Here is a 24774-nt window from a genome sequence, read left to right as displayed (position 1 = left end):
CGATGAGCACCGCAAACGTAGCTGATACCCGGGAAAATCCGACACCTGCCAAGCACAAGGCAGGCATCGCCGCAACGATCCTGCGAGCACCCAAATGGCTGCTTGCGCTGATCCTGCCGCTGGCCACCCTGGCTGTCTGGCAATTCGTCACGGTGAGCGGCACCGTTGCTCCGTGGACGCTGCCGACTCCAGGCTCGGTCGTTGCCGCCGCCTTTGAGCTCCTCGAAGATGGCGATCTTGGCAAGCATATCGGCATTTCCACCCAGCGTGTTCTGCTCGGCTTCGCCTTTGGTTCCCTGCTCGGCCTGGCGCTGGGCGCCTTCGTCGGCCTGTCCAAATTGGCAGATGCGTTTCTGGGCCTGAGCATCAGCGCCCTGCGCGCCGTCCCTTCGCTGGCTTGGGTTCCGTTGCTGGTGCTCTGGATGAAAATGGGCGAAGATTCCAAGGTCACGCTCGTGATCATCGGCGCGTTCTTCCCGGTCTTCACCACCGTCGCCTTGGCATTGCGCCATGTCGATGCCCACCTGATCGAGGCCGCTCGCTCCTTCGGCTTGAAGGGACTGAAGCTGCTGCGCACAGTCCAGCTGCCCGCGGTAGTCCCTTCCATCTTCTCCGGACTGCGCTTGGCACTGGCCCAAGCGTGGCTCTTCCTAGTCGCGGCTGAACTGCTCGGAGCGTCGATGGGCTTGGGCTTCCTGCTCACCGATTCGCAGAACAATGGCCGCCTGGACCGCCTGATCATGACCATCGTGCTGCTGGCCGTCTTCGGAAAAATCACCGATGCCCTGCTATCGATAGCCGAACGCTGGGCGATCAAACGCTGGACCTAGCCCCGGACTAGCTAGCACCGGCTGGCAACGCTATCCCTTCCCCCACCAAAGAAAGTTTGCAATGACCACCGAATTGGCAACAACCTCAGCACCTGAATCAGAGGCGGCACGCCAGGAATTCTGGGACGAAGCGGCGCACCTTTTGGATTGGGACACCCCGTGGCACACCACCAGCCGCATCATTCCGGCTGACCCCCAGGCGCAGCGCGGCCCGGAAATTTCCTGGTATCTCGGCGGCAAGCTGAACGCGGCAGTGAACTGCGCCGACCGCCACGTCGCCGCAGGACGCGGCGAGAAGGTTGCGCTGTACTTCGAAGGCGAACCCGGCGACCGCGTTGCAGTCACCTACAAGAATCTGCATGAGCGGGTTTCCCAAGCTGCCAATGCCTTGGAATCCCTGGGCGTGGTGAAGGGCGACCGCGTGGTCATCTACCTGCCGGTGCTCATTGAAACCATCGTCATCACCTTGGCATGCGCCCGCATCGGCGCCATCCACTCGCTGGTCTTCGGCGGGTTCTCTGCCGAAGCGCTGAAGTTCCGCGTGGAAGACACCAAGGCGAAGGTGCTGGTCACCACCGACGGCCAGTTCCGCCGCGGCACCTCGGTCCCGGTCAAGGACAACGCCGATGCGGCAGTTGCCGGCGAGAACGAAATCGAAAAGGTGCTGGTGATCCGCCGAACCGGAGATGAGATCCCGTGGACCGAGGGCCGCGACGTCTGGTGGCATGAGGTGGTTGATACCCAGTCCACCGAGCACACCCCGGAGTTCTTCGACTCCGAGACGCCGCTGTTCATCATGTACACCTCGGGGACCACCGGCCAGCCCAAGGGCCTGGTGCACACCACCGGCGGCTACCTGACGCAGGCGGCCACCAGCTACAACATGCTGTTCGCCAATCCAGACGAGTCCCAGCGCGAGCACGATGTGCACTGGTGCACCGCTGACCTGGCCTGGGTCACCGCCCACACCTACGAGATCTACGGTCCACTGGCTAACGGCGTCACCCAGGTCATCTACGAGGGCGTGCCCAACGCCCCGCATCCGGGCCGGCACTTCGAGGTCATCGAACGCTACAAGGTCACCAGCTACTACACCGCTCCCACCTTGGTCCGCTCGCTGATGGGCTGGTTCCCCGACGGCATCCCGGCAGAATACGACCTGTCGTCGGTGAAGATCGGCGGCACCGTGGGCGAAGCGGTCAACCCCGAGGCGTGGAAATGGTTCCGCCAGCAGATTGGCCGCGACACCGCGGCGGGCCTGCCCATGGTCGATACCTGGTGGCAGTCGGAGTCCGGCGCGACAGTGCTTTCCCCATTGCCTACGGATGAGCACTTCAAGCCGGGTTGCGCCGCACGTCCGCTGCCGGGCATTTCGGTGGACATCGTTGGCGCCAATGGCCGCAGCATGCCGGCCAACGAGCAGGGAAATATTGTCATTACCCGCACCGGCCCGTCGATGGCCCGTACCGTTTGGGGCAATCCGGCACGCTACTACACCAGCTACTGGGAACAATACGTCGAGCAAGGCTGGTTCCTGGCCGGTGACGGTGCCCGCTTCGATGAGGACGGCGACATCTACATCCTGGGCCGCACCGATGACGTGATCAACATTTCCGGCCATCGGCTGTCCACCATCGAGATCGAGTCGGCGCTGGTCACCAACCCCGGTGTGGTGGAAGCCGGCGTCTGCCCCACCCCGGATCCCAAGACCGGACACGCTGCTACCGCCTTCGTGGTGCCGCTGGACAAGACCCTGATCGCCGAGTCGCCTGATGCGGATCTCGCTGCCCGGCAGGCCGAATTCATCGCCGAGCTTCGCGAGACCGTCGCGGTCCAGATCGGCCCGATTGCCAAGCCGCGTGAAATCGTCCTGGTTCCAGATGTGCCCAAGACGCGTTCTGGCAAGATCATGCGCCGCCTGCTCACCCAGCTGTTCGAGGGCACCACGCTCGGCGACACGACAAGTCTGCAGAATGAGCCGTGCATCCCGGAGATCAACGCGATCTGCCGCGCTCGCGGCTAATCAGCCAGGCCAAGCCTCCAGAGGTTGAATAAAGTGAAGCTTCTTCCCGGAATCGGGAAGAAGCTTCACTTGCTTTGCCGGTAATTACTCCCCGGCAGTTGGCTTCGGGCTCTCGCCGTCGCCCTCAGTTTTCTTGCCGTCCTCCACCGGGTCAATGGTGGCCTCGGTGGCTTCGGTGGCGAAGATCTTCACTTCAGCCTCCTTGCCATCGGCACTGACCAAAGGAATTTCGGTGGTCATCAAGCTGAACTGGCTGCCCTCATGGCGGTCAATCGCCTGGCCCACGGAATGCTCAAGCACCTTGCGGGCCACCTTGTCGCCCAGCACCAGCGGATCGTTGCTCAAGTCCTTCCACAACGCCACGCAGAGCAGCAGCATCACGATGACGAACGGCAGCGCCGAAACAATGGTGATGTTCTTCAGGCCGTTCAATGCCTCCGCCGGATGATCACCGCCAGCCAGCAGCATCACCGCGGCAACAGCACCGGTGGCCACGCCCCAGAAGATCACCGCCTTCTTGGTTGGCTCTTCGGCGCCGCGTTCGCTGAGCGCACCCATCACGATCGAGGCCGAGTCTGCGCCGGTCACGAAGAAGATCGCAATCAGCAGCACGGTGACGACCATCAGCACGGTAGCCACCCAGCCTGCCAGCGGCAGGCGGCCGAGCATGTCGAAGAGGATCAGATCGAAGTTGATGTCTGGGGCGCCATCGACGATATTGGCCAGCTTTTCCCCGGTTTCCCCGGCGCGTTCGGCACGTTCCTGAATGCCGATTGCGCCGCCACCGAAGATCGAGAACCAGATCAAGGTGACAGTCGATGGCACCAGCAGCACGCCGGTAACGAACTGGCGAATCGTGCGGCCGCGGGAGATGCGGGCGATGAACAGGCCGACGAATGGGCTCCAGGAGATCCACCAGGCCCAGTAGAAGACGGTCCACGAGGACAGCCAATCAGACATTGCAACATCGCCAGCCGCCGTGCGCGAAGCCATCTCCGGCAAGTCGCCAATGAAGGAGCCAATGGCGTTGGGGATGACATTAAGGATGAACAGCGTTGGACCGCCAATGAATACGATCAACGCGATGATCACTGCCAGCACCATGTTGGTGTTGGACAGCCACTGGATGCCGCGCTCAATGCCGGAAACAGCGGAAGCAACGAACAAGGCAGTCAAAATCGCGATGATGACCACCAGAACGCCGGAACCGACTTTCTCCATCATCCCGGTGGCCTGGATGCCGCCGCCAATCTGCAATGCGCCAAGGCCCAGCGAACAGGCCGAGCCGAAGAGCGTGGCGATGATAGCCAGGATGTTAATCGTGCGGCCGCCCCAGCCGTGGATGGCGCGGTCGCCGAAGAGCGAGCTGAACATGGCGGAGAACAGCTGCGGGCGTCCCAGCCGGAAGCTGCCGTAGGCCATGCCCAAGCCGACAATCGCGTACATGGCCCATGGGAACAGCGTCCAGTGGAAGAGCGTGGTGCCCATAGCGGTGCTCAGTGCCTCGTTGGTGGAGCCTTCCACGGTTCCCGGAGGAGGCGACATGTAGAAGTACAGAGGTTCGCCGACCCCGTAGAAGACCAGTCCGATGCCCATGCCGGTGGCAAACATCATCGAGATCCACGAAACCGTGGAGAACTGTGGCGATTCACCGTCCTTGCCCAGCGGGATGCGCCCGAAATTCTTCGCTGCTACGACAATAGCGAAGACCGCGAATAATGCGGCGGCGATGACAAAAAGCCAACCAGTGTTGGTGATAACCCAGTCCAAGGCTGCGCTGGAGGCCTTGCCCAGCCCCGACGGGGTGGAGAAACCCCAAATGATGAATGCCAGCGCGATAACGCCGGCGATTCCGAATACCCAATAATCCGTACCGGAAAGGGAGTACTTCTTAGGTCGCCTGTGGCGAACTGAATGCAGTTCCTCGACGAGGTCTACGATTGATTGATCCGTCTGCTTCATTGCGTTCTTCCTTCACTGGTGAGATCCCGTGGAGAAGTTCCAGACGGAATCTGCCCAGCCATCGTTTCTCGAGTCAACGATCGCCATGCAGTGTGATTGATTGCGAATTGCTTTTCGGGTGTCGGTCCGTTGTCTCTAAATCTCGCGTCAGAACTGCCTGAAAGAAACAGCTATTCTGCGCAAATAGCCCGCGAAATGTTCCTGCGAAGTGACCCGATTTAGCACGGAATTGACACGATAAATCCAAAATGGGCCTTTTCCAGCATTGTCGACATCTCACCGAGGGTCAAATCAGATCCTTGATTTCACGCCATTTTCAACGTTGGATACGCACTGGATCAAGATGTTTTCGCTGGTGCCGCGATCCGTGTGAGCTTCCTCGCCTCACTCGGATTTCCGGTTTCCGCTTCCGCTAAATCCTTCCCCGCCCCGAATTACCTCCGAAATCGGAATGAACCATTCTCCACTTCGTTTATTCGTCTCGAATATCCGGAATTCAACAATCACCTCAGCTTCGATTCCCCTCCGCCAAGGCATGCCTCAAAAGGCATACTTACTGCACAGAAGCTCTTTCGGCGCATTGTTGCCACTCACCAACTTGTAACCTGTAATACATTCGAACTTATCTTGACTCATTCAAAATAAGCGGGCATGCTGGTTACATGACATCAAAGGCAGGGATCGAGCAGGTGCTGAAGGCGGCATCGATGCGGGTTACGCAACCCCGCGTTGCGGTACTGTCCGCTGTCACTGCGCACCCGCACGCGGATACCGAAACCATCATTTCGGCCGTTCGCGAAGGGCACCCCAATGTGTCGCACCAAGCTGTCTACGATTCGCTGAAGCTTTTCACGAAGCTGGGAGTCATCCGGCAGATACAGCCGCAGGGCCATATCGCCCGCTACGAAGCCCGCGTTGGCGACAATCACCACCATGTGGTGTGCCGCCAGTGCGGCAAGCTGGCGGACGTCGACTGCGCTGTCGGCGGCGCCCCGTGCCTGCATGCGTCCAACGATCACGGCTTCAGCATCGACGAGGCCGAAGTGATCTACTGGGGCACCTGCCCTGATTGCCAGGCCGCGAATGCGCAGAAAGATGTCGTAGTAACCCCCTAGATTTGCCATCACGCAGGACTCGTTCCCGCGTGGCGGACATGAACCGCACAATCCCCTAAAAAATCCGGAAGGAAGAGCACATGTCTGAGACGACCGCAGGTCAGTGCCCAGTAGTTGGCGCGGGTCGAGTTCACCCAACCCAGGGCAACGCCAATACCGAATGGTGGCCGAACAAGCTGAACCTGAAGATCCTTGCTAAGAACCAGCAGGTATCGAACCCGTTGGATGAGGACTTCGATTACATCGAGGCGTTCAACGCACTGGACATGGAGGCCCTGAAGGCCGACTTGGCCGAGATCATGACCCAGTCCCACGACTGGTGGCCAGCAGACTTCGGACACTATGGTCCGTTCTTCATCCGCATGGCTTGGCACTCCGCCGGCACCTACCGCTCCCACGATGGGCGTGGCGGCGGCGGCGCAGGCCAGCAGCGCTTCGCCCCATTGAACTCGTGGCCAGACAACGTATCGCTGGATAAGGCTCGCCGCCTGCTGTGGCCGGTAAAGAAGAAGTATGGCCAGGCCATCTCCTGGGCCGACCTGATCCTGCTGGCCGGCAACGTGGCTCTGGAGGACATGGGCTTCGAGACCTTCGGCTTCGCCGGCGGCCGCAAGGACGTCTGGGAAGCTGACGACGACGTTTACTGGGGCCCTGAAAAGGTGTGGCTGGACAACGAGCGCTACACCGGCAAGCGCGACCTGGAAGCCCCTCTGGCTGCAGTCCAGATGGGCCTGATCTACGTGAACCCCGAGGGTCCAGACGGCAACCCGGATCCGCTGGCTTCGGCCATCGACATCCGCGAAACCTTCCGCCGCATGGGCATGAATGACGAAGAGACCGTAGCGCTGATCGCTGGCGGCCATACCTTCGGCAAGACCCACGGCGCCCACGCCGATGACAAGATTGGTCCGGATCCAGAAGCAGCTCCGCTGGAAATGCAGGGCCTGGGTTGGAAGAACGGCCACGGCACCGGCAAGGGTGCAGACACCGTGTCCTCCGGTCTGGAAGTGACCTGGACCTACCACCCAACCCGTTGGGACAACGAGTTCTTCCACATCCTGTTCGCTTACGAGTGGGAACTGTTCGAGTCGCCAGCAGGTGCCAAGCAGTGGCGCCCGGTCAACGGCGGCGGAGCCGGCCTAGTTCAGCCTGCGTTCGACACCTTGGAGAAGCGCGAACCGCGCATGCTGACCAGTGACCTGGCACTGCGCTTCGATCCGATTTATGGTCCGATCTCCAAGAACTTCAAGGAGAACCCGGACAAGTTCGCCGACGCCTTCGCCCGCGCCTGGTTCAAGCTGACCCACCGCGACATGGGCCCGAAGTCCCGCTACTTCGGCCCAGAGGTTCCAGCCGAGGACCTGCTCTGGCAGGATCCGCTGCCGGCTGCTCCAGAAACCACCCTGGGTGCCAAGGAAATCGCCGAGCTGAAGTCCCTGATCAACGACGCTGGCCTTTCGGTGCAGCAGCTGGTCTCCACCGCGTGGAAGGCCGCAGCGACCTTCCGTTCTTCGGATAAGCGCGGCGGCGCAAACGGCGGCCGCATCCGCCTGGAGCCGCAGGTTTCCTGGTCAGTGAACCAGCCGGAGCAGCTGAAGCCAGTAATCGCCAAGCTCGAGGAAATCGTTGACCAGTTCAACGCCACCTCCGAGATCAAGGCATCCTTCGCCGATGTTGTGGTCTTGGCCGGCAACGTCGGTGTTGAGCAGGCTGCCCTGGCAGCCGGACAGCAAGTCGAGGTTCCATTCACCCCGGGTCGCGTTGACGCAACCCAGGAGCAGACCGACGTGGAGCAGTTCGCTTGGCTGGAGCCAGTCGCTGACGGCTTCCGCAACTACGACTCCGGTTTCCTGAACTTGCCTAGCGAGTACCTGCTGATCGACCGCGCGAACCTGCTGGGCCTGTCGGCTCCGGAGATGACCGTGCTGCTCGGCGGCCTGCGTGTCATCGGCAACAACTGGGACGGCTCGAACAAGGGCGTCTTCACCGACACCCCGGGCGCTCTGACCAACGACTTCTTCGCGAACCTGCTGGAACTCGGTCTGGAGTGGATCCCGTCGGCTGACGAGCAGACCTACACCACCACCGACGGCCGTTGGACCGGCAGCCGCGTGGACCTGGTCTTCGGCTCCAACTCGGAACTGCGTGCTCTCGCCGAAGTTTACGCCTCGGACGACGCCAAGGAGAAGTTCGTCAAGGACTTCGCTACTGCATGGGCCAAGCTCATGGACGCGGATCGCTTCGAACTGCTGGCCAAGTAGCCGCTAGCTTCTGGCAGATAGTGCTGGGCTGTTGCTCCCCTGGTGGGGAGCAACAGTCCAGCATTTGCTTAAGCCGGCTATGGCCAGTTAAAAAAGCGTCGCCGCGCTGCCTGCGAAGTCCGGGTTTTCAAGTTTCAGCAGCTCCGTCTTGGCTTGCAGTCCTCCCAGATAGCCGCCCAATGATCCATCGGTGCGCAGCACCCGGTGGCAGGGCAACACGATGGGAATCGGGTTGGTGGCGCACGCTGAGCCGACGGCTCGCACCGCCTTCGGCTTGCCGATCTGCTGCGCCAGCTGGGCGTAGCTGAGGGTCTGCCCGTAATCGATATGCCCCAGTTCCAGCTGCACTTGGCGGCGGAACTGCGTAGAGAGCTGCAGATCCACCGGGAGCTCGAAACTGTGCCGTGTGCCCTCGAAGTACTCATCGAGTTGCCGGGCGGTCCCATCCAGGCTCGACTTGTCGCGCAGGATGCGTGGGCTGAGCTTTTCCGAGAGCAGCTCAAGTATCCGGTCGTGGCCCTCGGATTCGAATGCCACCCGCACCAGCCCGGCATCGGTGCTGGCCAGCAGCAATGAACCCACTGGGCTGTCGACCATCCGATAGGCGACATCGACAAGTTCAAGCGCGCGGGCTTTTTCAGCGAGCTGGCCTTGCAGCGAGTCGAGGGTTTGCATTTCAGCGGCCGTCGCCTGCTGCTGATAATTTTTTTCGTTCATGGCTGCTCCCGCCATAGTTCCTGGTCGTCTAGCCGGACCCGCAGGTTCTTGATCCCGTCGGCACCGGCCCTGCGGGCAGCGGCTTCGCTGCCCGAAAGGATTTCGGCAATTTGCGCGTAGCTCATCCCGCCCAAGTACCGATAGGCCACGACCTGCCTTTGCTTGCCGGGAAGCTGATTCACCTCGTGCCAGAGCTGAAGATTGTCCAACTGCAGATCCGGCCGGTTCATCCCGGACGCGGGACCATCCATGTCCTGGTCATTAAGGATCTCCGGCTTATGCTTGCGCAACTCGTCAATGGCCTTGTTCCGGGCAATGCGCACCAGCCACGCCAGGACATTGGCATCATCTGGCAGCTGCGGGTACGCCTTGAGCGCGGCGAGGAAGGTTTCGGACCAGGCATCTTGCGCGCGGTGCTCATCCAGCAGGGCGCGGCAAACACGCAGGACGTTCAGTCCATAGTCTTGGACTATCCGCTCGAATGGTGCTTGCATGGCTCTCCTGGGATTTCGCGACCTGCTGGCCTCTCACCATGTAAACGCAACGGCCACCTGTTCTGTGAGGTGTGAATGAAAAATTTTGTCATTCACCCCGCTGCCGCACGGATTCCTAGAATGCCACCAAGTCGGATTCACCGGCGAGCTGCTCAAGCCGGGCCAAATCCACGTCGATAATTTCGCCATTCTCCACGCCTTGGGCTTGCCTGGTTCCTGCCAAGGCGTCGCGAATGGTGCGCATGGTGGCCCCATGGCTCACAATCATGATCTTGCGTCCGGTATGCTTGCTGGCTAGGCCCAGCAGCGCTGGCACCGCGCGGTTCAAGATGTGCGCACGCGGCTCAATCTGGTCTGCGGCGGCAGCCGATTCCTCGTCGCTGACCTCCGCCATGATCCGGCCCTCCAGCGGGCCGAAACCGCGTTCAATGAGTTCCGGAACTGCGTTGCCCGTTTCTGCCCCGATCTGCTGGGCAATCAGCACGGCAGTTTCCCGGGCACGCGCCAAAGGGGATGCCAGAATGAGCGAAAAGTCTTGGCCGATGAGCTTGCGCCCGACTTCGCGAGCTTGCTCGCGTCCGGTTTCGTTCAGCGGGATGTCGGTTTGCCCCTGCAGTCGGCCTGCAAGGTTCCAATCGGTCTGCCCGTGTCGAACCAGTGCCAGCGAAGTATCCATGACTCCAGCCTACCGGTGCCATAGATGTCGAAGAATCTCCGATCACAGGCCCGATACGCAACGTTACGACTCATAGTTGGGTCACGAACGGTCATGTTGCGAAGATTATTACACCATCCCGAGCGGCTGAGAGATCTGGTTCGACGACGCCGCAGCAACCTGCCACATCCGGTGGTTACGGTGCTACCGCCAGAAACGATGCAGCCGCTTACCCGTTGGAGAACGGCAGGAAGCGACATTGATTCCGGGATTCCTGCCTCGATCGCGGCCCGCCCTGCGGTGCACGCGAAACCCCCGTCGACAAGGAGTCGTAAGCCACCATGGCAGATCACAAGTTTGGATTCCGCACCCGCGCCCTGCATGCCGGAGGCACCCCCGATGCCGAGCATGGCTCACGCGCAGTGCCCATCTACCAGACCACGTCGTTCGTGTTCAAGGACGCTGACGATGCGGCCAACCTCTTTGCCCTGCAGAAGTACGGCAACATCTACTCGCGCATCGGCAACCCGACCGTGGCGGCCTTCGAAGAGCGCATGGCTTCGCTGGAAGGCGGCATCGGCGCGGTAGCCACCGGCTCGGGCATGGCCGCGGAATTCGTCACCTTCGCGGCGCTGGCCCAAGCCGGCGACCACATTGTCGCCTCCTCGAAGCTCTACGGCGGCACCATCACCCAGCTGGATGTCTCGCTGCGCCGCTTCGGCGTGGACACCACCTTTATCGACTCCAACGATCCCGCGGACTTCGAAGCCGCGATCCAGGAGAACACCAAGGCCGTCTACACCGAGGTGGTGGCCAACCCGTCCGGCGACATCGCCGATCTGAAGGGCCTGGCCGAGGTGGCGCACCGCCACAACATCCCGCTGGTAGTGGACTCGACGCTCACTCCCCCATACATCCTTCGCCCCATCGAGCACGGCGCGGACATCGTGATCCACTCGGCCACCAAGTTCATCGGCGGGCACGGCACCACCCTGGGCGGCGTGGTCATCGAGTCGGGCAAGTTCAACTGGGGCAACGGCAAGTTCCCCACCATGACCGAGCCGGTAGCCAGCTACGGCAACGTCTCCTGGTGGGACAACTTCGGCGAATACGGCTTCTTGACCAAGCTGCGCAGCGAGCAGCTGCGCGACTTTGGTCCGTCGCTGCCGGCCCAGTCGGCATTCCAGCTGCTGCAGGGCCTGGAGACCCTGCCGCAGCGCATGGACAACCACCTGTCCAACGCCAAGCAGGTCGCCGCCTGGCTGGAATCCGATGAGCGCGTCACCTACGTGAACTACGCAGGCCTGGATTCCCACCCGCAGCACGAGCAGGCCAAGGAGCTGCTGCCCCTGGGCGTCGGCTCGGTCTTCAGCTTCGGCGTGAAGGGCGGACGCGAAGCCGGTGCCAAGTTCATCGAGGCGCTGCAACTGGCCAGCCACCTGGCCAACATCGGCGATGCCCGCACCCTGGTGCTGCACCCCGCCTCCACCACGCACCAGCAGCTGAGCGCCGAGCAGCTGGTCTCCGCTGGCGTGCCGGAAGACTTGATCCGCTTGTCCGTGGGCCTTGAAGACGTCGAGGACATCCTCTGGGATCTGGACCAGGCACTGGCCGCTTCGCAGGAGGCTGCCGCCGGTTCCGCCGCGCAGTTCGAAGCGCCAACTTATGACGGTTCCGCCTGCGCATTGCCAACCGCTTCGAAGGGAGCAAACTAATGACTGCCGTTGAAACCACCTGGGAAGGCCCGGGAGCCGCGCAGCGCCTGGAGATCCTGCGCGAGACGAAGACCATCGCCATTGTCGGCGCATCGAACAAGCCGTCGCGCGCCAGCTACTTCGTGGCTACCTACCTGCTCTCCTCTTCACGGTACAAGGTGTACTTCATCAACCCGGTACTCGATGAGATCCTGGGCCAGCCGGTGTACAAGTCGCTCGCCGATCTTCCGGAGACCCCGGATCTGGTGGAGGTCTTCCGCAAGCATGATGACCTGCCCGGCGTGCTGGACGAGGCCCTGGCCGTGGGCGCGAAGACCCTGTGGCTGCAGCTGGGCTCCTGGCACGAGGAAGTGGCCCATCGCGCCGAGGCCGCGGGCATGAACGTGGTCATGGACCGCTGCGTGAAGATCGAGCACGCCCGCTTCCATGGCGGTTTGCGCCTGGCCGGATTCAACACCGGCGTGATTTCCGCGAAGCGACAGGTCCTCGCCTAGAAAGTCCGGAGCTCCACATAGTGGGTGCATGCAGCATTCAGCTGCATGCACCCATTACGTGTTCGGAACAGCTCCAGAGTTTCCGTGCAGGCCGACGGGACTGGGCTTTTCCCGCGGCTCATTCGGCAGGAACGTACAGTTCACCTGCGCAATCATGCGCGATGCAATTTCCTCGCCTTCCCCCGAAACCCACTTAAAACCAAATAAAGCCAAGAATTCCCTAGATTTTTACTTGACGATGCCACGCAATCGGGCATAAAGTCATGGAAACACAGATTGATGTGTTGCAGGTCATGAGGAATTGCGGAGGCAAGAATGTTCGCCGAAGAACGACACCGGCTGATCGTTGGGCAGCTCGAAGCTGACGGGAAAGTAACCGTCGCCGAGCTCGCGCAGCGCTTCGACATCACCCGGGAAACTGTGCGGCGGGATCTGGCCCAACTTGAGTCCGAGAACTACCTTCGCCGCGTCCACGGCGGAGCGGTTGCCATCACCGAGGCGAGCACCCGCGAGGAAAGCTACGTGGTGCGCACCGCCATCCATTCCGAGCCCAAGGCCCGCATCGCCCAGCGCGCACTGAGCCTGCTGCCGGTCTCCGACGCCTCAGTTGTCATCGACGCGGGAACCACCACGGAAATCCTGGCCGAGCGCATGCTCAAAAGCGCCGCGGGCAACGGCCTGGTGGTCATCACCCATGCCCTGCCCATCGCCGCTGCCCTGGTCCACAGCCCGGATATCGCCTTGGAGCTGATCGGCGGGCGGGTCCGCGGCATCACCGGCGCCTCCAGCGGAGCCCGCACCGTGCAGGAATATTCCCAGTACCGGGCGGACATCGCCTTCATCGGCACCAACGGGCTGCATGCAGGATTCGGCCTGAGCACCCCGGACCCGCTGGAAGCCGCCGTCAAGCGCGCCCTGGTCGCCAGCGCCCGCCGCGTGGTGCTGCTGGCCGACGGATCCAAATTCGACCAGGAAACCCTGGTCTGCTTTGCCCGGTTTGAAGACATCGACACCCTGGTCACCGACCAGCAGCCCGGCGAGGAGCTCGCTGCCGCGCTGGAAGCCGCGGATGTCGAGGTGGTGATCGCATGATCATCACGCTGACCGCCAATCCGGCACTGGACAAAACCATCGAGCTGGGCGAGCCGCTGGCTCCCGGTGCCGTGCAGCGCGCTGTGGCCAGCCATGTCCAGGCGGCAGGCAAGGGAGTGAACGTCTCGCGCGCCATCGCCGCGGCGGGTGGCGCCACCTTGGCCGTGCTGCCCGGAGCCAGCACCGACCCGCTGGTCACCGCGCTGGCCCACGACCAGCTGGCTCACCGGAACCTGCCGATCGCCGAAGCGCTGCGCACCAACACCACCCTGACCGATCCCGATGGCACCACCACCAAGATCAATGAGCCAGGTCCCGCCCTTGATGCGCAGCAGCTGGCCGAGCTCGGCGAGCTGGTCGCCGAAGAGGCCGCCGGCGCCAGCTGGCTGGTGATGGCCGGCTCGCTGCCGCCGGGAGTTCCCGCCGGCTTCTATGCGCAGCTGACCGCAAAATTGCGCGCGGCCCTGGGCGCAAAGTGCCCGAAGATCGCCGTGGACACTTCCGGCGCACCGCTGCTCGAGCTCTTTGCCCACGGCCAGCAGCACATCCCAGACCTGGTCAAGCCCAACGCCGAGGAACTGGCGCAGCTGGCTGGCTGCTACAGCGAAGCGGCACTGGAAGGCTCCATCGAGCTGGCCGCCGGCTGCGCGCAGCAGTTGCTGGACCGGGGCGCCGGCGCGGTGCTGGCCACGCTCGGGGCACAGGGCGCGCTGCTGGTCACCAAGCAGGGCGCCTGGCATGGTTCGCACACCCCGATCATCCCGCGCAGCACCGTGGGGGCGGGCGATTCCTCGCTGGCCGGCTACCTGCTGGCCGATGCCGCTGGGGCCAGCGCCCCTGAACGGCTGAGAAACGCCGTCGCCTATGGGGCTGCGGCAACGCAGCTGCCTGGCTCCACCATCCCGACAGAATCCGATCTCACCGCTGGCGCCGTAACCGTCAGCGAACTTACCTCAACGCAAGGAACCGAGTCATGAGTGAACTAATCACCGCAGAGCTCGTGCTGCTCGACGCCGACCTGGGCAACAGCACGAGCGAGGTCATCGAGAAGCTGGCCCTGCTGGTGGCCAACCAGGGGCGCGCCACCGATGCCGCCGCACTGGCCGCCGATGCCAAGGCCCGCGAAGCCAAGACCGCGACCGGGGTGCCCGGCGGCATCGCCATCCCGCACTGCCGTTCGGCAGCGGTCACCGAACCGACCCTGGCCATGGTCCGGCTGGCCCCGCCGGTGGACTTCGGCGCCAAGGACGGCGAAGCCGACCTGGTGTTCTTCATTGCCGCCCCGGACGGCGCCGACCAGGACCACCTCAAGCTGCTCTCCAAGCTGGCCCGCGCGCTGGTGAAGAAGCCGTTCACCGCCTCGCTGCGCGAAGCAGGCAGCGAAGCCGAGATCGTCGAGCTGATCCGCGCGGTTGTCTCCGATGCCCCGGCGGTCTCCCTCCCCGACGCTGCCCCGGCTGCCAGCCCCGCCGCGCCGGCCGCCCCGGCCGTTGCCACGAAGAAGATCATCGCGGTCACCGCCTGCCCCACCGGCATCGCGCACACCTACATGGCAGCCGATTCGCTGGCCCAGGCCGCCGGCGAAATGGGTGTCGACTTCGCGGTGGAAACCCAGGGCTCCTCGGGTTCCACCCCGCTGGACCCGGCGGTCATCGAAGCCGCCGACGCAGTGATTTTCGCGGTGGACGTCGATGTGCGCGACCGCGGCCGCTTTGCCGGCAAGCCGGTGATCCAGGTTCCGGTCAAGCGCGGCATCGACGAGCCGAAGAAGCTGATCAATGACGCCATCGCCGCCTCCGAAGATCCCAAGGCGACCCGGGTTCCGGCTGGTGCCGCCGCGTCCAGCGAAGAATCCGCCGGCAGCGAATCCTTCGGCGCAGGCCTGAAGCGCGCACTGCTCACCGGCGTCTCCTACATGATCCCGTTCGTCGCCGGCGGCGGCCTGCTCATCGCGCTGGGCTTCCTGCTCGGCGGATACGCCATCACCGATGTAGCAGACCAATACTTGACCGAGAATACGCTGTTCAACTTGCCGGAAGCCGGCTTGCTTGCCTACCTCGGTGCGGTGGCGTTCAAGATCGGCGGACTGTCCATGGGCTTCCTGGTCCCAGCGCTGGCCGGTTACATCGCCTACGCCTACGCCGACCGTCCGGGCATCGCCCCGGGCTTCACCGCGGGTGCCGTGGCCGGCTTCATGGGAGCCGGATTCATTGGCGGCATCGTCGGCGGTATCATCGCCGGCCTGGCCTGCCGCTGGATCAATTCCTGGACCGTGCCGCGCTGGCTGCGCGGGCTGATGCCAGTGGTCATCGTGCCGTTGCTTGGTTCCATTATCGCTTCGGGCTTGATGTTCCTGTTCCTCGGCGGTCCGATCGCCCAGCTCACCGAAGCCCTCAATGGCTGGCTCTCGGGCATGTCCGGCACCGCGGCAGCTATCCTCGGCCTGATCCTGGGCCTGATGATGGCCATCGATTTGGGCGGACCGGTCAACAAGGTCGCTTACTCCTTCGCGGTAGCCGGCTTGGGTGCCGGCTCGGTGGCCGAGAACCCGGCCCCGCTGATGATCATGGCCGCCGTGATGGCCGCCGGCATGGTTCCGCCGCTGGCGATGGCCCTGGCCACCGCCGTCTCCCCGAAGCTGTTCACCGGGGCGGAACGCGAAAACGGCAAGGCGGCCTGGCTGCTGGGCGCCGCCTTCATTTCCGAAGGCGCTATCCCCTTCGCCGCGGCCGACCCGCTGCGCGTCATCCCGGCTTCCATGGTGGGCGCCGGGGTCACCGGCTCGCTGATCATGAGCTTCGATGTGCTCTCCCAGGCACCGCACGGCGGCATCTTCGTCTTCTTCGCCATGGATAACACCTGGCCGATGTTCCTGCTGGCCACCGTCATCGGTACTCTGGTATCCGCGGCGCTGGTGATCATCCTGAAGAAATATGTCCGCAAGGCCCCCGCCCGGGCCGCTGAACAGGCAAAGGCCGCAGCATGAGCCAGGCATTCACCGGAGTAGGCGTCAGCGCCGGACGGGTCATCGGATCCGTGCGCCGCATGCCCGAACCGATCCTCCCGCCCGCAGACGGCGCCCCCTTGCCGGCAGGCTCCAGCCCGGAAGCCGAGGCCGAGCGCCTGAACGCGGCCGCGCAAGCGGTTGCCGCGCAGCTCAAGGAGCGCGCGGCGCAGGCCACGGGCGATGCCCAAGCGGTGCTCAAGGCCACCGCACTGATGGCCAGCGACCGCACCCTGCTCAAGTCCGCCACCAAGCTGGTCGTCTCCGGCACCTGCGCCGAATCGGCCATCTGGGAGGCCGCCGATGCGGTGGCCACGCAGCTGTCGGCCCTCGGCGGCTATATGGCCGAACGCGCCGGCGATGTGCTCGACGTGCGCGCCCGCATCGTCGCGCAGCTGCGCGGCGTGCCCGCCCCGGGCATCCCCGACTCGGATGAGCCGTTCATCCTGGCCGCGGTGGACCTGGCTCCGGCAGATACCGCGACACTGGATCCGGCGAAGGTGCTGGCGCTGGTCACCTCCGATGGCGGGCCGCAATCGCATACCGCCATCATCGCCCGCTCGCTGGGCCTTCCGGCCGTCGTGGCGGCGCCCGGCACCACCGCGCTGGCCGATGGGGACCAGGTCTTCGTCGACGGCATCGACGGGCTGGTCATCGCCGATCCCGGAGCAGCCGAAGAGCACCTGGCCGCCACCTACGCCAACCGCGAGGAGCTGCCGGAGTTTTCCGGCAGCGGCCAGCTTTCTGACGGGCACCGTGTCCCGCTGCTGGCCAATGTGGGCAGCGGCGTCGACGCGCAGCTGGCAGCCGCGGCGGGAGCCGAGGGCGTGGGCCTGCTGCGCACCGAATTCTGCTTCTTGGGCAAGGACAAGGAACCGACCCGCGAAGAGCAGGTCGAAGCCTACGGTGCGGTGTTCGCCGCCTTCGGCGGCCGGAAGGTCGTGGTGCGCACACTGGATGCCGGGGCCGACAAGCCGCTGCCGTTCCTGACCGACGCCAGCGAGCCGAACCCCGCCCTGGGCGTGCGCGGCTACCGCACGACCCTTGCCAGCCCCGATGTGCTCGAACGCCAGCTCGAAGCCATCGCGCAAGCCGCCGACGAGCACCAGGCCGAGGTCTGGGTGATGGCACCGATGATTTCCATTCCATCCGAAGCGCAGCAGTTCGCGCAGCTTGCCACGGCAGCCGGGCTGGCCACCGCCGGGACGATGATCGAGGTCCCTTCGGCGGCCATCCTGTCAGGCCAGATCCTGCAGCGCTGCGATTTCGTCTCCATCGGCACCAATGACCTGACCCAGTACACCATGGCGGCGGACCGCCAGCTCGGTGCCCTGGCCGAGCTCAACGACCCCTGGCAGCCGGCCGTGCTGCACATGGTGGCCGCCACCACCGCCGGTGCCAAGGCAGCCGGCGGCAAGCCGGTTGGCGTGTGCGGCGAGGCCGCCGCCGACCCGGCCCTGGCCGTAGTGCTGGTGGGGCTGGGCGTGAGCACCCTGTCCATGAACAAGCGGGCCCTGGCACCGGTCGCCGCGGTGCTGCGCACCGTGGATCTGGCCACCGCCCAGCGCCTGGCCCAGCTGGCCCTGGACGCCGAGTCCGCCGAGGCGGCACGCAGTGCCGTGCGCGCGCAATTGGGCGAGCTGGACCGCTTTGGCCTCTAGGCCCCCGGAATTTACCGCAATCAACCATTCACGAAAACCCGAAGGAGCCATCATGGCAGAACGTACAGCAATCATCGGCAGCCGGGTCGGACTGCATGCCCGCCCGGCAGCCATCTTCGCCGAGGCCGCGGCCGAAGCGCCCGTTGAGGTCACCATCGCCCACGAGGGCGAACCCGCCGACGAGGCGCTGGACGCGTCCAGCATCCTCTCGCTGATGGGCCTGGGCGCGGAATACGGTTCCACCGTCGTGCTGCGTGCCGAGGGCGAAGGGGCCGAAGCCGTCCTGGAGCAGCTGGCCGCCATCCTGGAAACCGACCACGACGCCGAGTAAGTTCCCAGCGGAATTCCGGGGACCATGCGCCACCGCATGGTCCCCGGTTTCTTTAAATCCCGCTCACTGATCAACAGAACTCAATCGCTGGATATGCCCCTTGCCCCTATTAAGAGGAAGGGCTCGACGCGGGAGCAGGCGGTTCCGCTGCCACATATCCAAGGGCAAGCATTCTTCGGGAGATTGAATCTGCACGGTACTAGACTCAGCACATGGCAAATGACAAAAGCGGCCAAGGGGCCCAATTACGCGAGTATCTGAACGATGCCCGCGAAGCAATCTTGTGGAAATGCGAAGGGTTGAGCGATGCCCAAGCCCGGACGCCACTGACAGCAACAGGCACCCACGTCATGGGGTTGCTGCTTCATCTGGCCGTCACCGAAGCCGGGTACTTCATCGAATGCCTTGGACAGAAGATTGAGAATCCCCTGATTCGAGACATCATGGCAGACGATGACGCCCAGGCCGATTTCCGTCCGCCGTCGAATATGACCTTGGCTGATGCCATGAATCTGTACCGTGAGGCAACCAGCGCAGCCGATGAGGTTCTGGATCATTCTGAACTGAATTCCCCTGCCGTTGTTCCATGGTGGGGAACGCATCGGCACACGACTGTAGAGCGTCTCTTGATCCATATGATCGCCGAGTCCCATCGCCATGCAGGTCACATGGACATCGTGCGCGAGCAATTGGACGGTTTCGTCGGGTTGCGCCCCGCTGCTCCCAACATCCCAGATCTGACGCCCGCACAGTGGGACGAAGAACGCTTGCGGCTGCGCGGAATTGCCGACAACGCATAACTCGTCAACAACCGGCTGGTCTCGCCTGGAGCAGTAATACCCAGCCGGCAGCTGATGATTTGCCGGCTGGGCCCGCGCTACGCTGCTGGTTTTCAGATTAGACCGCTGTCAATTCCCCTGATGACCGCCACGCTTGAATACCGAGCCCTGTCGCCGACCGTGACGAACTATCAACTCATGTTTGCCATGCCCAGCTAACGGAAAGCCACCATCGACGATGTCAGATTCGGCAACGTCGCCCACCAGGATGTTCCGGTTTCAACACGGCCATTCAGCTCTACTGATTGACAGAACTCAATCACTGGATGGATGATGGTTCCTACGCACTACCGCAGGAGCTTTCATGAGCGCGCTCAAAACCTCTGCGTTGCGCCTCATCAAGCCGTTCGCCTATCGCGACTACGCCCTGCTGGCCAGCGCACTCGTCTTCTCCACCTTTGCCGCCGGCATGTGGGCCGTGGCAATGGTCTACCAGGTGCGCCGCCTGGGCGGTGGACCGGTGGAGCTGTCAGCGGTGGCCACCGCCAGCGCCGCCGGGCTACTCTGCTTCGTGCTACTCGGCGGGATCATGGCGGACCGCCATTCCTGCCGGCGGATCGTGATGCTGGTCGAGGCGCTGTCGCTGGCGGTCATGGGCGTCACCGCGGTGCTGGCCATGACCGAGGTCCTGCAGCTGTGGCACCTGATCCTCGCCGGCTTCTGCACCGGGGCAGGTTCGGCCTTCTTCTTCCCGGCCTACTCCGCACTGCTGCCCAAGATGCTCCCCGCCGAGCAGCTGCTGGCGGCTAATGGGCTGGAGGGAACCGCCCGTCCGGTGGTGCACACCGCCCTGGGCCCGATGGCCGCCGGCTTCGTGGTGGCCGCACTGTCGCCGGCGCATGCCATCATCGGCATCTCGGTGATCCACTTGGCGGCGCTGCTGATGCTGCGCAGGATCCCCAACCGCCAGGCGTACAACGCGCCGGGACCGGTTGACGGCCAGGGGCAGCCCGGGATGCTGCGCCAGCTGCGCGAGGGCATCGGCTACACGGTGCGCACCCGCTGGCTGCTGTGGACGCTGCTGTTCTCAGTCATTTCCGTGTTCACCTTCATCGGCCCCTTCGAGGTGCTGCTGCCGTTCATTGTCAGCGGCAACCTGCACGGCGATGCGAAGCTGTTCAGCTTCGCACTGGCGTTCTTCGGCCTCGGTTCGGCAATCGGCTCGCTGCTGGTTGCCTCCGCGAAATTCCCGCGGCGCTACCTGAGCCTGATGACCGCTTGCTGGTGCCTGGGCACCCTGCCCCTGGCTTTGGTGGGCTATGTCGATGAAGCCTGGATGCTGTTCGCGATCCTGCTGGCCTTCGGCATCACCGATGCCGTCGGCATGGTCATCTGGGGCACCCTGCTCCAGCGCCGGGTGCCGGGCCATCTGCTCGGACGGATCTCCAGCCTGGATTTCTTCGTCTCGCTGGCGCTGATGCCGCTGTCCATGGCGGCCGCCGGGCCCTTGACCCAGGTGCTCAGCCTGCAGGCGATTTTCATCATCGCCGGCCTCGCCTCGCCATTGTTCGGAATCATCGCCTGGTGGGCAGGGAAATTTGCCCACGACGAGATCGCGCATCCGCTCTCGGACCCAGTCCCGGCCGCGCTGGACGGCGAGCGCGGCTGAGAGGCTCCGGCCAGCTGGCGTTAGGCGAGCACGGATCAAATTCCCAGCGGCTTTGGGCGTGTAGGTCCCGGGCATCGCTGCGGGATGGCGAGATGGTGGAAGGATGATTTCCCGTTTGCCCGGCGTGGCGCGCCGGTCCCTGCTGCTGCCGCTGTCACTGGCCTGCCTGGTTTCATGTTCCCCGGTATCTGCACCTGCGCCCGATGCGCAACCGACCGCCTCTGCCACCAGCGAGCAGGTGGACTGCACCGTGGCCCGCTGCGTGGCGCTGACCTTCGATGACGGTCCCGGCCAATACACCGGACGGCTGCTCGACGAACTGGAGGCGGCGGATGCGCCAGCGACCTTCTTCCTCGTCGGGAAGAACATCGCCAAGTACCCCGAGACGGTCAAGCGCATGGCTGCCGAAGGCCACCAGCTGGGCAGCCACACCTGGGACCATGCGGATCTCACATCGCTGACCCGGGAGCAGATAGAGCATGAGCTGGGGTGGACCAGCGATGCGGTGGAAAAGGCTGCCGGGAAGAAGCCGACCGTCTTCCGGCCTCCCTATGGGAGCCACGGCGCCGTTTATGATCGACTGGTCCCCTACCCGTTGGTGCTATGGGATGTGGACACCCTGGATTGGAAGCACCATGATCCGAAGAAGACCGTGCGCATCGCCATGGACGAAGTCCAGCCGGGATCGATCATCCTGATGCATGACATCCATGAGAGCTCAGTCAAGGCCGTGCCGGATCTGGCGAAGAAATTGAAGGCCGCTGGCTACACCCCGGTCACCGTGGACCAGCTCTTCAATGGCCAGCTGGAGAACTCGAAGGCCTACGCCTCGGCGCCGGCTGCCGCTCAGGGAGCCTGCTCTGCGTAGAGCCGCAGCTGGTCCAGCTTGTCGCCTTCGCTTTCACGAATATTCGCCGCCAGCTCCTCGCACTGCTCCACTGTCAGGTCCGGATTGATGATCGCCACCTGCAGCACTACCTCGGTGTGCCCCGCGTCATCCTTCAGGTCGTAGCGGTAGGAGAGCCCATCGGGATTTTCCGAGGTATGCAGGATCAGCAGGCGGTTCTCGATAAGGTCATGGACGCGATACACGCGTTCATGCCCGGCCACGCGGTACACGAGGTTGGTGCCGACCTTGAGTTCCGGGTCGTCCGAATGCATGGAACCGATCCCATGGATCCACAAGGGTGCCGCCGCCCAATCGGTAAGCAGCTCCCAGACACGGTGCACCGGCAGATGGATGACCACGGTGCTCTCGAAGACGCTGAACTGGCTCATATGCGAATAGTGCCACCCTCGGCGGCCAAATGGAATAGTTCCATGGCTGTTGCCATGCGATCCATTTCCCGCTATCCAACGGCAAAGGCCGGCACCCAGCGAGCATGGTGCTGCTGGGTGCCGGCCTTAGCCGGGGGAAGACTTACCAGTCTTCGTCGCCGTCGTCATCTGCCTCGGAGATGCCCAGTTCGGGCTCGTTCTCTAGGTCGAAGTTGTACCAGGCCTCGGTGAAGTCGGCCATAGCGTCCAATGCGTCCTGCGCGTCGGAATCCAGCACCTCCATCGCCTCAGGGCTGTTGAGCACTGCGGTCACTGCGAGGAACGGGTGATTGTCGAAGTAATCGGTGGGGGTGGCATCCCCGTTGAACGTCAGGTTCTCGCTCTGCGCGAAGAGTTCGACGTACTGAGCCACTGCCTCAGGCAGACGGGTCAGGTTAATGCCAGTCAGGGACTCATTGTAGATTTCAGCAGTCGCGTCGGCCCACTGCTCAATGAGCTCTTCGCTCATCTGTGCCATCAGATTATCCACCTCGTGGTCGGGGTTCTAGTGCTCACGGGATTCGGTAGCAATTCATCTTATTTCCTCAGCGGGCGCGTGCCAAGACAGAACGGCCCGCGCAGCTGTGATCTTCTACGCGCTACGGCGGTGGCCTGAAACGGGCGGCTGGACAGTACCAGGTTCGGGCCTGCCTCGGCTTCCTGGTTAAAAGCGTCCAGCGGGCATCGTCCAAAACGATACCCGCTGGAATTGCGCATCGCAGACCAGACGGTTTGCTGAAGAGAGCAAGCGCCTAGTAGGCCTTGACGCCCTGCTCCACCACCAAGTGGATCAACGCGAACTGCTTATTCTCGTCGATAGCCCGCAGCGCACTTGCCAGTGCCGCCGGAACATCTGCATCATCCTCGACGCGGACGCCGAAGCCGCCGAAGGACTGCGCCATCAACGCGAAGTCGGGATTCAGCAGCTGGGTTCCGGAGACACGTTCCGGGTACTGGCGTTCCTGGTGGGTGCGGATGGTTCCGTACTGCTGGTTGTCCATGATGATCACCAGCGGGGTGGCGCCGTACTGGGCGGCAGTAGCCAGCTCCTGGCCGTTCATCAAGAACTCGCCGTCACCGGCGATGCTCACCACGCGGCGGCCCGGGTAATTCAGCGATGCGGCGACCGCCGAAGGGATCGAGTAGCCCATGGAACCGTTGCGTGCCGAGAGCATGGAAGCGTAACCGTTGGTCGGGAAGTAGCGGTGGGCCCAGTTGGTGTGCTCGCCGGCGCCGAAGGTCACCATGGCATCTTCCGGAAGGGATTCGACCAGATTGGCCATCATGGTGGCCATCTTCGCCTGGCCTTCGGATGGCTGTGCCGGTGGAAGCTCGGCGAACTTCTCCTGCTCGCCACGCATCCGCGAGGTCCATTCCTTCCAGGATTCCTTGACCGGCAGATCCATCAGCAGCAGGTCGCGGACAAAGACATCAGGCTTGGCGACAATCTGGTGCGATACCGGGCCGGAACGCCCGCGCAGCGACGGGTCGATGGTGACGAGGAAGTTCTTCTTGTCCCAGTTCTGGCGGACGTTGAAGCCGTCGGTGATGACATCGCCTGGAACCGTGCCGACGAAGATCAGCAGGTCAGTTTCCTCCAGCAGATCATAGGTCGGCTTGGGGCGGCCGTAGCCGATCGGTCCGACATAGGATGGCGAGCTGAAAGGCACGGTGCCCTCGCAACGCCATTCGGCAGCGGCCGGCAGGTCGTGCTCCTCGAGCCAGCGGGTGAAGTCCGCGGCGCCCTCGTGGGACCAGTCGTTGCCGCCGAAGATGAACAGCGGCTTGTCTGCTTCCTGCAGGGCGGAGTTCAGCGCCTTCCAGTCGGTTACGGTCATGCCGCCGGTGGCCACCGGGATTTCCGGGTGGATTTCGGCAGAAATTTCGTTGCGGATGATGTCTTCAGGCAGGCCGACGACCACCGGGCCCGGGCGTCCGGACATCGCGGCGAACATTGCCTCGGCGACGACTTCGCTGGCGCGATCGGCGTGGTCCAGGATCATGACGCGCTTGGCGCCGGTGCCGAACCATGCCTTCGGATCGAATTCCTGGAAGGCTTCCTTTTCACGGTGCTCGAACGGGATCAATCCCACGAACAGCACCAGCGGGGTCGAGTCCTGCCATGCGGTATGCAGGCCGACGTGGGCATTGGCGGCTCCGGGTCCGCGGGTCACCATGGCAACGCCGGGACGCTGGTGCATCTTGCCTTCCGCTTCGGCCATGTAGGTGGCTCCGCCTTCGTGGCGGCAGACCACGGTTTCGATTGGCGAGTTATGCAGCCCGTCCAGGACATCCAGGTAGCTTTCACCCGGTACTACGTAGGCTCGTTCCACGCCGTGCGCGGCAAGCGTGTCGACAATGACGTGTCCGGCCGACTTCTTCGTCAGGCCCTGACCTTTTTCACTCATCTTCTAGGCGTCTTTCTGGTTTCGAGAAATCATCTGACGCAACGGCGGGGAAACGGCCCTGCTGGCCAAGGATGCAACGCTGCGTCAACCTGAAACAGTACTAAACAAGCTGCGACTGCACACATTGCCGGTCGAATGCTACGCATATGTGACACGATGCCGTACGTGAATCATATTTCGATGCAAAATGTCTAGAAAGTTTCACTGGATGGAACAGTTTGATTCATCACATTACGGCTGGCGCGAG

Annotated in this window: 21 protein-coding genes and 1 riboswitch; of the genes, 14 read left to right on the top strand and 7 right to left on the bottom strand. The window is 63.4% G+C overall.

From position 1 onward, the window contains the following. Positions 1 to 2 precede the first annotated feature (2 nt). Both BKX98_RS11435 and acs read left to right on the top strand, forming a co-directional pair. Positions 3 to 830 carry an ABC transporter permease gene (locus BKX98_RS11435; RefSeq protein ID WP_038991959.1) on the top strand — a complete coding sequence of 276 codons (828 nt, stop codon included), beginning with the start codon at positions 3 to 5 and terminating at the stop codon, positions 828 to 830. A 61-nt stretch (positions 831 to 891) separates the two neighbouring features. Beyond that, positions 892 to 2853: an acetate--CoA ligase gene (gene acs / locus BKX98_RS11430; protein ID WP_073707330.1), complete on the top strand. Its 1962-nt coding sequence runs from the start codon at positions 892 to 894 to the stop codon at positions 2851 to 2853. Positions 2854 to 2937: 84 nt separating this feature from the next. Here the strand turns inward: acs and BKX98_RS11425 are convergent, their stop codons facing one another. Next, positions 2938 to 4815 carry a BCCT family transporter gene (locus BKX98_RS11425; RefSeq protein WP_233125362.1) on the bottom strand — a complete coding sequence of 626 codons (1878 nt, stop codon included), beginning with the start codon at positions 4813 to 4815 and terminating at the stop codon, positions 2938 to 2940. 662 nt (positions 4816 to 5477) lie between these two features. On the opposite strand from BKX98_RS11425, the gene BKX98_RS11420 reads away from it, so the two are divergent. Next, positions 5478 to 5930: a Fur family transcriptional regulator gene (locus tag BKX98_RS11420; protein WP_198934372.1), complete on the top strand. Its 453-nt coding sequence runs from the start codon at positions 5478 to 5480 to the stop codon at positions 5928 to 5930. A gap of 80 nt (positions 5931 to 6010) precedes the next feature. Beyond that, positions 6011 to 8191, top strand: a complete 2181-nt coding sequence (gene katG / locus BKX98_RS11415) for a catalase/peroxidase HPI (protein ID WP_073707329.1) — start codon at positions 6011 to 6013, stop codon at positions 8189 to 8191. Between the two features lie 87 nt (positions 8192 to 8278). On the opposite strand, the gene BKX98_RS11410 is transcribed toward katG, so the two are convergent. The 3 genes from BKX98_RS11410 to BKX98_RS11400 form a co-directional block, all read right to left on the bottom strand. Further along, on the bottom strand, positions 8279 to 8908 hold the full coding sequence (locus tag BKX98_RS11410) for a methylated-DNA--[protein]-cysteine S-methyltransferase (RefSeq protein WP_073707492.1): 630 nt from the start codon (positions 8906 to 8908) through the stop codon (positions 8279 to 8281). Next, positions 8905 to 9402, bottom strand: coding sequence for an RNA polymerase sigma factor (locus BKX98_RS11405; protein WP_073707328.1), 498 nt, complete (start codon positions 9400 to 9402; stop codon positions 8905 to 8907). The genes BKX98_RS11410 and BKX98_RS11405 overlap by 4 nt, the downstream gene beginning before the upstream one ends. A 115-nt stretch (positions 9403 to 9517) precedes the next feature. Further along, positions 9518 to 10078 (bottom strand): histidine phosphatase family protein, encoded by a 561-nt coding sequence (locus BKX98_RS11400; RefSeq protein ID WP_073707327.1) that lies wholly within the window; start codon positions 10076 to 10078, stop codon positions 9518 to 9520. 110 nt (positions 10079 to 10188) lie between these two features. Beyond that, a riboswitch (SAM riboswitch) is annotated at positions 10189 to 10300 on the top strand. Positions 10301 to 10398: 98 nt separating this feature from the next. Between BKX98_RS11400 and BKX98_RS11395 the strand changes: the two genes are divergently transcribed. The 10 genes from BKX98_RS11395 to BKX98_RS11350 all read left to right on the top strand — a co-directional run bounded on the left by BKX98_RS11395 (position 10399) and on the right by BKX98_RS11350 (position 21670). Continuing rightward, positions 10399 to 11772, top strand: coding sequence for an O-acetylhomoserine aminocarboxypropyltransferase/cysteine synthase family protein (locus tag BKX98_RS11395; protein ID WP_038991966.1), 1374 nt, complete (start codon positions 10399 to 10401; stop codon positions 11770 to 11772). Beyond that, positions 11772 to 12266 carry a CoA-binding protein gene (locus BKX98_RS11390; RefSeq protein ID WP_038991967.1) on the top strand — a complete coding sequence of 165 codons (495 nt, stop codon included), beginning with the start codon at positions 11772 to 11774 and terminating at the stop codon, positions 12264 to 12266. The genes BKX98_RS11395 and BKX98_RS11390 overlap by 1 nt, the downstream gene beginning before the upstream one ends. A 315-nt stretch (positions 12267 to 12581) precedes the next feature. After that, positions 12582 to 13358 (top strand): DeoR/GlpR family DNA-binding transcription regulator, encoded by a 777-nt coding sequence (locus BKX98_RS11385; RefSeq protein WP_073707326.1) that lies wholly within the window; start codon positions 12582 to 12584, stop codon positions 13356 to 13358. Beyond that, positions 13355 to 14335, top strand: a complete 981-nt coding sequence (locus BKX98_RS11380; protein WP_073707325.1) for a 1-phosphofructokinase family hexose kinase — start codon at positions 13355 to 13357, stop codon at positions 14333 to 14335. Before BKX98_RS11385 ends, BKX98_RS11380 begins: the two co-directional genes overlap by 4 nt. Then, complete coding sequence (locus BKX98_RS11375; protein WP_073707324.1) at positions 14332 to 16344, top strand: fructose-specific PTS transporter subunit EIIC; 2013 nt, start codon at positions 14332 to 14334, stop codon at positions 16342 to 16344. Before BKX98_RS11380 ends, BKX98_RS11375 begins: the two co-directional genes overlap by 4 nt. Continuing rightward, positions 16341 to 18023: a phosphoenolpyruvate--protein phosphotransferase gene (gene ptsP, locus BKX98_RS11370; protein ID WP_073707323.1), complete on the top strand. Its 1683-nt coding sequence runs from the start codon at positions 16341 to 16343 to the stop codon at positions 18021 to 18023. The genes BKX98_RS11375 and ptsP overlap by 4 nt, the downstream gene beginning before the upstream one ends. Positions 18024 to 18075: 52 nt before the next feature. Then, entirely contained in the window at positions 18076 to 18354 is a 279-nt protein-coding gene (locus tag BKX98_RS11365; RefSeq protein ID WP_038991974.1) for an HPr family phosphocarrier protein, read from the top strand. Between the two features lie 212 nt (positions 18355 to 18566). Continuing rightward, positions 18567 to 19154: a DinB family protein gene (locus tag BKX98_RS11360; protein ID WP_073707322.1), complete on the top strand. Its 588-nt coding sequence runs from the start codon at positions 18567 to 18569 to the stop codon at positions 19152 to 19154. A 343-nt stretch (positions 19155 to 19497) separates the two neighbouring features. Then, positions 19498 to 20802: an MFS transporter gene (locus BKX98_RS11355; protein WP_073707321.1), complete on the top strand. Its 1305-nt coding sequence runs from the start codon at positions 19498 to 19500 to the stop codon at positions 20800 to 20802. 103 nt (positions 20803 to 20905) lie between these two features. Continuing rightward, positions 20906 to 21670, top strand: a complete 765-nt coding sequence (locus tag BKX98_RS11350) for a polysaccharide deacetylase family protein (protein ID WP_083586799.1) — start codon at positions 20906 to 20908, stop codon at positions 21668 to 21670. Here BKX98_RS11350 and BKX98_RS11345 read toward each other — a convergent pair. From BKX98_RS11345 to BKX98_RS11335, 3 genes are all read right to left on the bottom strand, one after another. Further along, positions 21649 to 22080, bottom strand: coding sequence for an SRPBCC family protein (locus BKX98_RS11345; RefSeq protein WP_073707320.1), 432 nt, complete (start codon positions 22078 to 22080; stop codon positions 21649 to 21651). The two genes, BKX98_RS11350 and BKX98_RS11345, sit on opposite strands and share 22 nt — an antisense overlap. A gap of 142 nt (positions 22081 to 22222) precedes the next feature. Then, positions 22223 to 22597, bottom strand: a complete 375-nt coding sequence (locus BKX98_RS11340; protein WP_038991978.1) for a hypothetical protein — start codon at positions 22595 to 22597, stop codon at positions 22223 to 22225. A 274-nt stretch (positions 22598 to 22871) separates the two neighbouring features. Continuing rightward, positions 22872 to 24527, bottom strand: coding sequence for a thiamine pyrophosphate-dependent enzyme (locus BKX98_RS11335; protein ID WP_073707319.1), 1656 nt, complete (start codon positions 24525 to 24527; stop codon positions 22872 to 22874). Positions 24528 to 24774: the final 247 nt, after the last annotated feature.

This window comes from Glutamicibacter sp. 0426, assembly GCF_001906485.1.
GTDB classification, from domain to species: Bacteria; Actinomycetota; Actinomycetes; order Actinomycetales; family Micrococcaceae; genus Glutamicibacter; species Glutamicibacter nicotianae.
Note: the sequence above shows the minus strand (reverse complement) of the source record. Positions and strands in the feature narration are given on the sequence as shown.

What these genes read in the sequence shown, in the direction of transcription:
- BKX98_RS11435 (WP_038991959.1), top strand. Translation starts at nt 3, where the DNA reads ATGAGCACCGCAAACGTAGCTGATACCCGGGAAAATCCGACACCTGCC.
- acs (WP_073707330.1), top strand. Translation starts at nt 892, where the DNA reads ATGACCACCGAATTGGCAACAACCTCAGCACCTGAATCAGAGGCGGCA.
- BKX98_RS11425 (WP_233125362.1), bottom strand. Translation starts at nt 4,815, where the DNA reads ATGAAGCAGACGGATCAATCAATCGTAGACCTCGTCGAGGAACTGCAT.
- BKX98_RS11420 (WP_198934372.1), top strand. Translation starts at nt 5,478, where the DNA reads ATGACATCAAAGGCAGGGATCGAGCAGGTGCTGAAGGCGGCATCGATG.
- katG (WP_073707329.1), top strand. Translation starts at nt 6,011, where the DNA reads ATGTCTGAGACGACCGCAGGTCAGTGCCCAGTAGTTGGCGCGGGTCGA.
- BKX98_RS11410 (WP_073707492.1), bottom strand. Translation starts at nt 8,908, where the DNA reads ATGAACGAAAAAAATTATCAGCAGCAGGCGACGGCCGCTGAAATGCAA.
- BKX98_RS11405 (WP_073707328.1), bottom strand. Translation starts at nt 9,402, where the DNA reads ATGCAAGCACCATTCGAGCGGATAGTCCAAGACTATGGACTGAACGTC.
- BKX98_RS11400 (WP_073707327.1), bottom strand. Translation starts at nt 10,078, where the DNA reads ATGGATACTTCGCTGGCACTGGTTCGACACGGGCAGACCGATTGGAAC.
- BKX98_RS11395 (WP_038991966.1), top strand. Translation starts at nt 10,399, where the DNA reads ATGGCAGATCACAAGTTTGGATTCCGCACCCGCGCCCTGCATGCCGGA.
- BKX98_RS11390 (WP_038991967.1), top strand. Translation starts at nt 11,772, where the DNA reads ATGACTGCCGTTGAAACCACCTGGGAAGGCCCGGGAGCCGCGCAGCGC.
- BKX98_RS11385 (WP_073707326.1), top strand. Translation starts at nt 12,582, where the DNA reads ATGTTCGCCGAAGAACGACACCGGCTGATCGTTGGGCAGCTCGAAGCT.
- BKX98_RS11380 (WP_073707325.1), top strand. Translation starts at nt 13,355, where the DNA reads ATGATCATCACGCTGACCGCCAATCCGGCACTGGACAAAACCATCGAG.
- BKX98_RS11375 (WP_073707324.1), top strand. Translation starts at nt 14,332, where the DNA reads ATGAGTGAACTAATCACCGCAGAGCTCGTGCTGCTCGACGCCGACCTG.
- ptsP (WP_073707323.1), top strand. Translation starts at nt 16,341, where the DNA reads ATGAGCCAGGCATTCACCGGAGTAGGCGTCAGCGCCGGACGGGTCATC.
- BKX98_RS11365 (WP_038991974.1), top strand. Translation starts at nt 18,076, where the DNA reads ATGGCAGAACGTACAGCAATCATCGGCAGCCGGGTCGGACTGCATGCC.
- BKX98_RS11360 (WP_073707322.1), top strand. Translation starts at nt 18,567, where the DNA reads ATGGCAAATGACAAAAGCGGCCAAGGGGCCCAATTACGCGAGTATCTG.
- BKX98_RS11355 (WP_073707321.1), top strand. Translation starts at nt 19,498, where the DNA reads ATGAGCGCGCTCAAAACCTCTGCGTTGCGCCTCATCAAGCCGTTCGCC.
- BKX98_RS11350 (WP_083586799.1), top strand. Translation starts at nt 20,906, where the DNA reads ATGATTTCCCGTTTGCCCGGCGTGGCGCGCCGGTCCCTGCTGCTGCCG.
- BKX98_RS11345 (WP_073707320.1), bottom strand. Translation starts at nt 22,080, where the DNA reads ATGAGCCAGTTCAGCGTCTTCGAGAGCACCGTGGTCATCCATCTGCCG.
- BKX98_RS11340 (WP_038991978.1), bottom strand. Translation starts at nt 22,597, where the DNA reads ATGGCACAGATGAGCGAAGAGCTCATTGAGCAGTGGGCCGACGCGACT.
- BKX98_RS11335 (WP_073707319.1), bottom strand. Translation starts at nt 24,527, where the DNA reads ATGAGTGAAAAAGGTCAGGGCCTGACGAAGAAGTCGGCCGGACACGTC.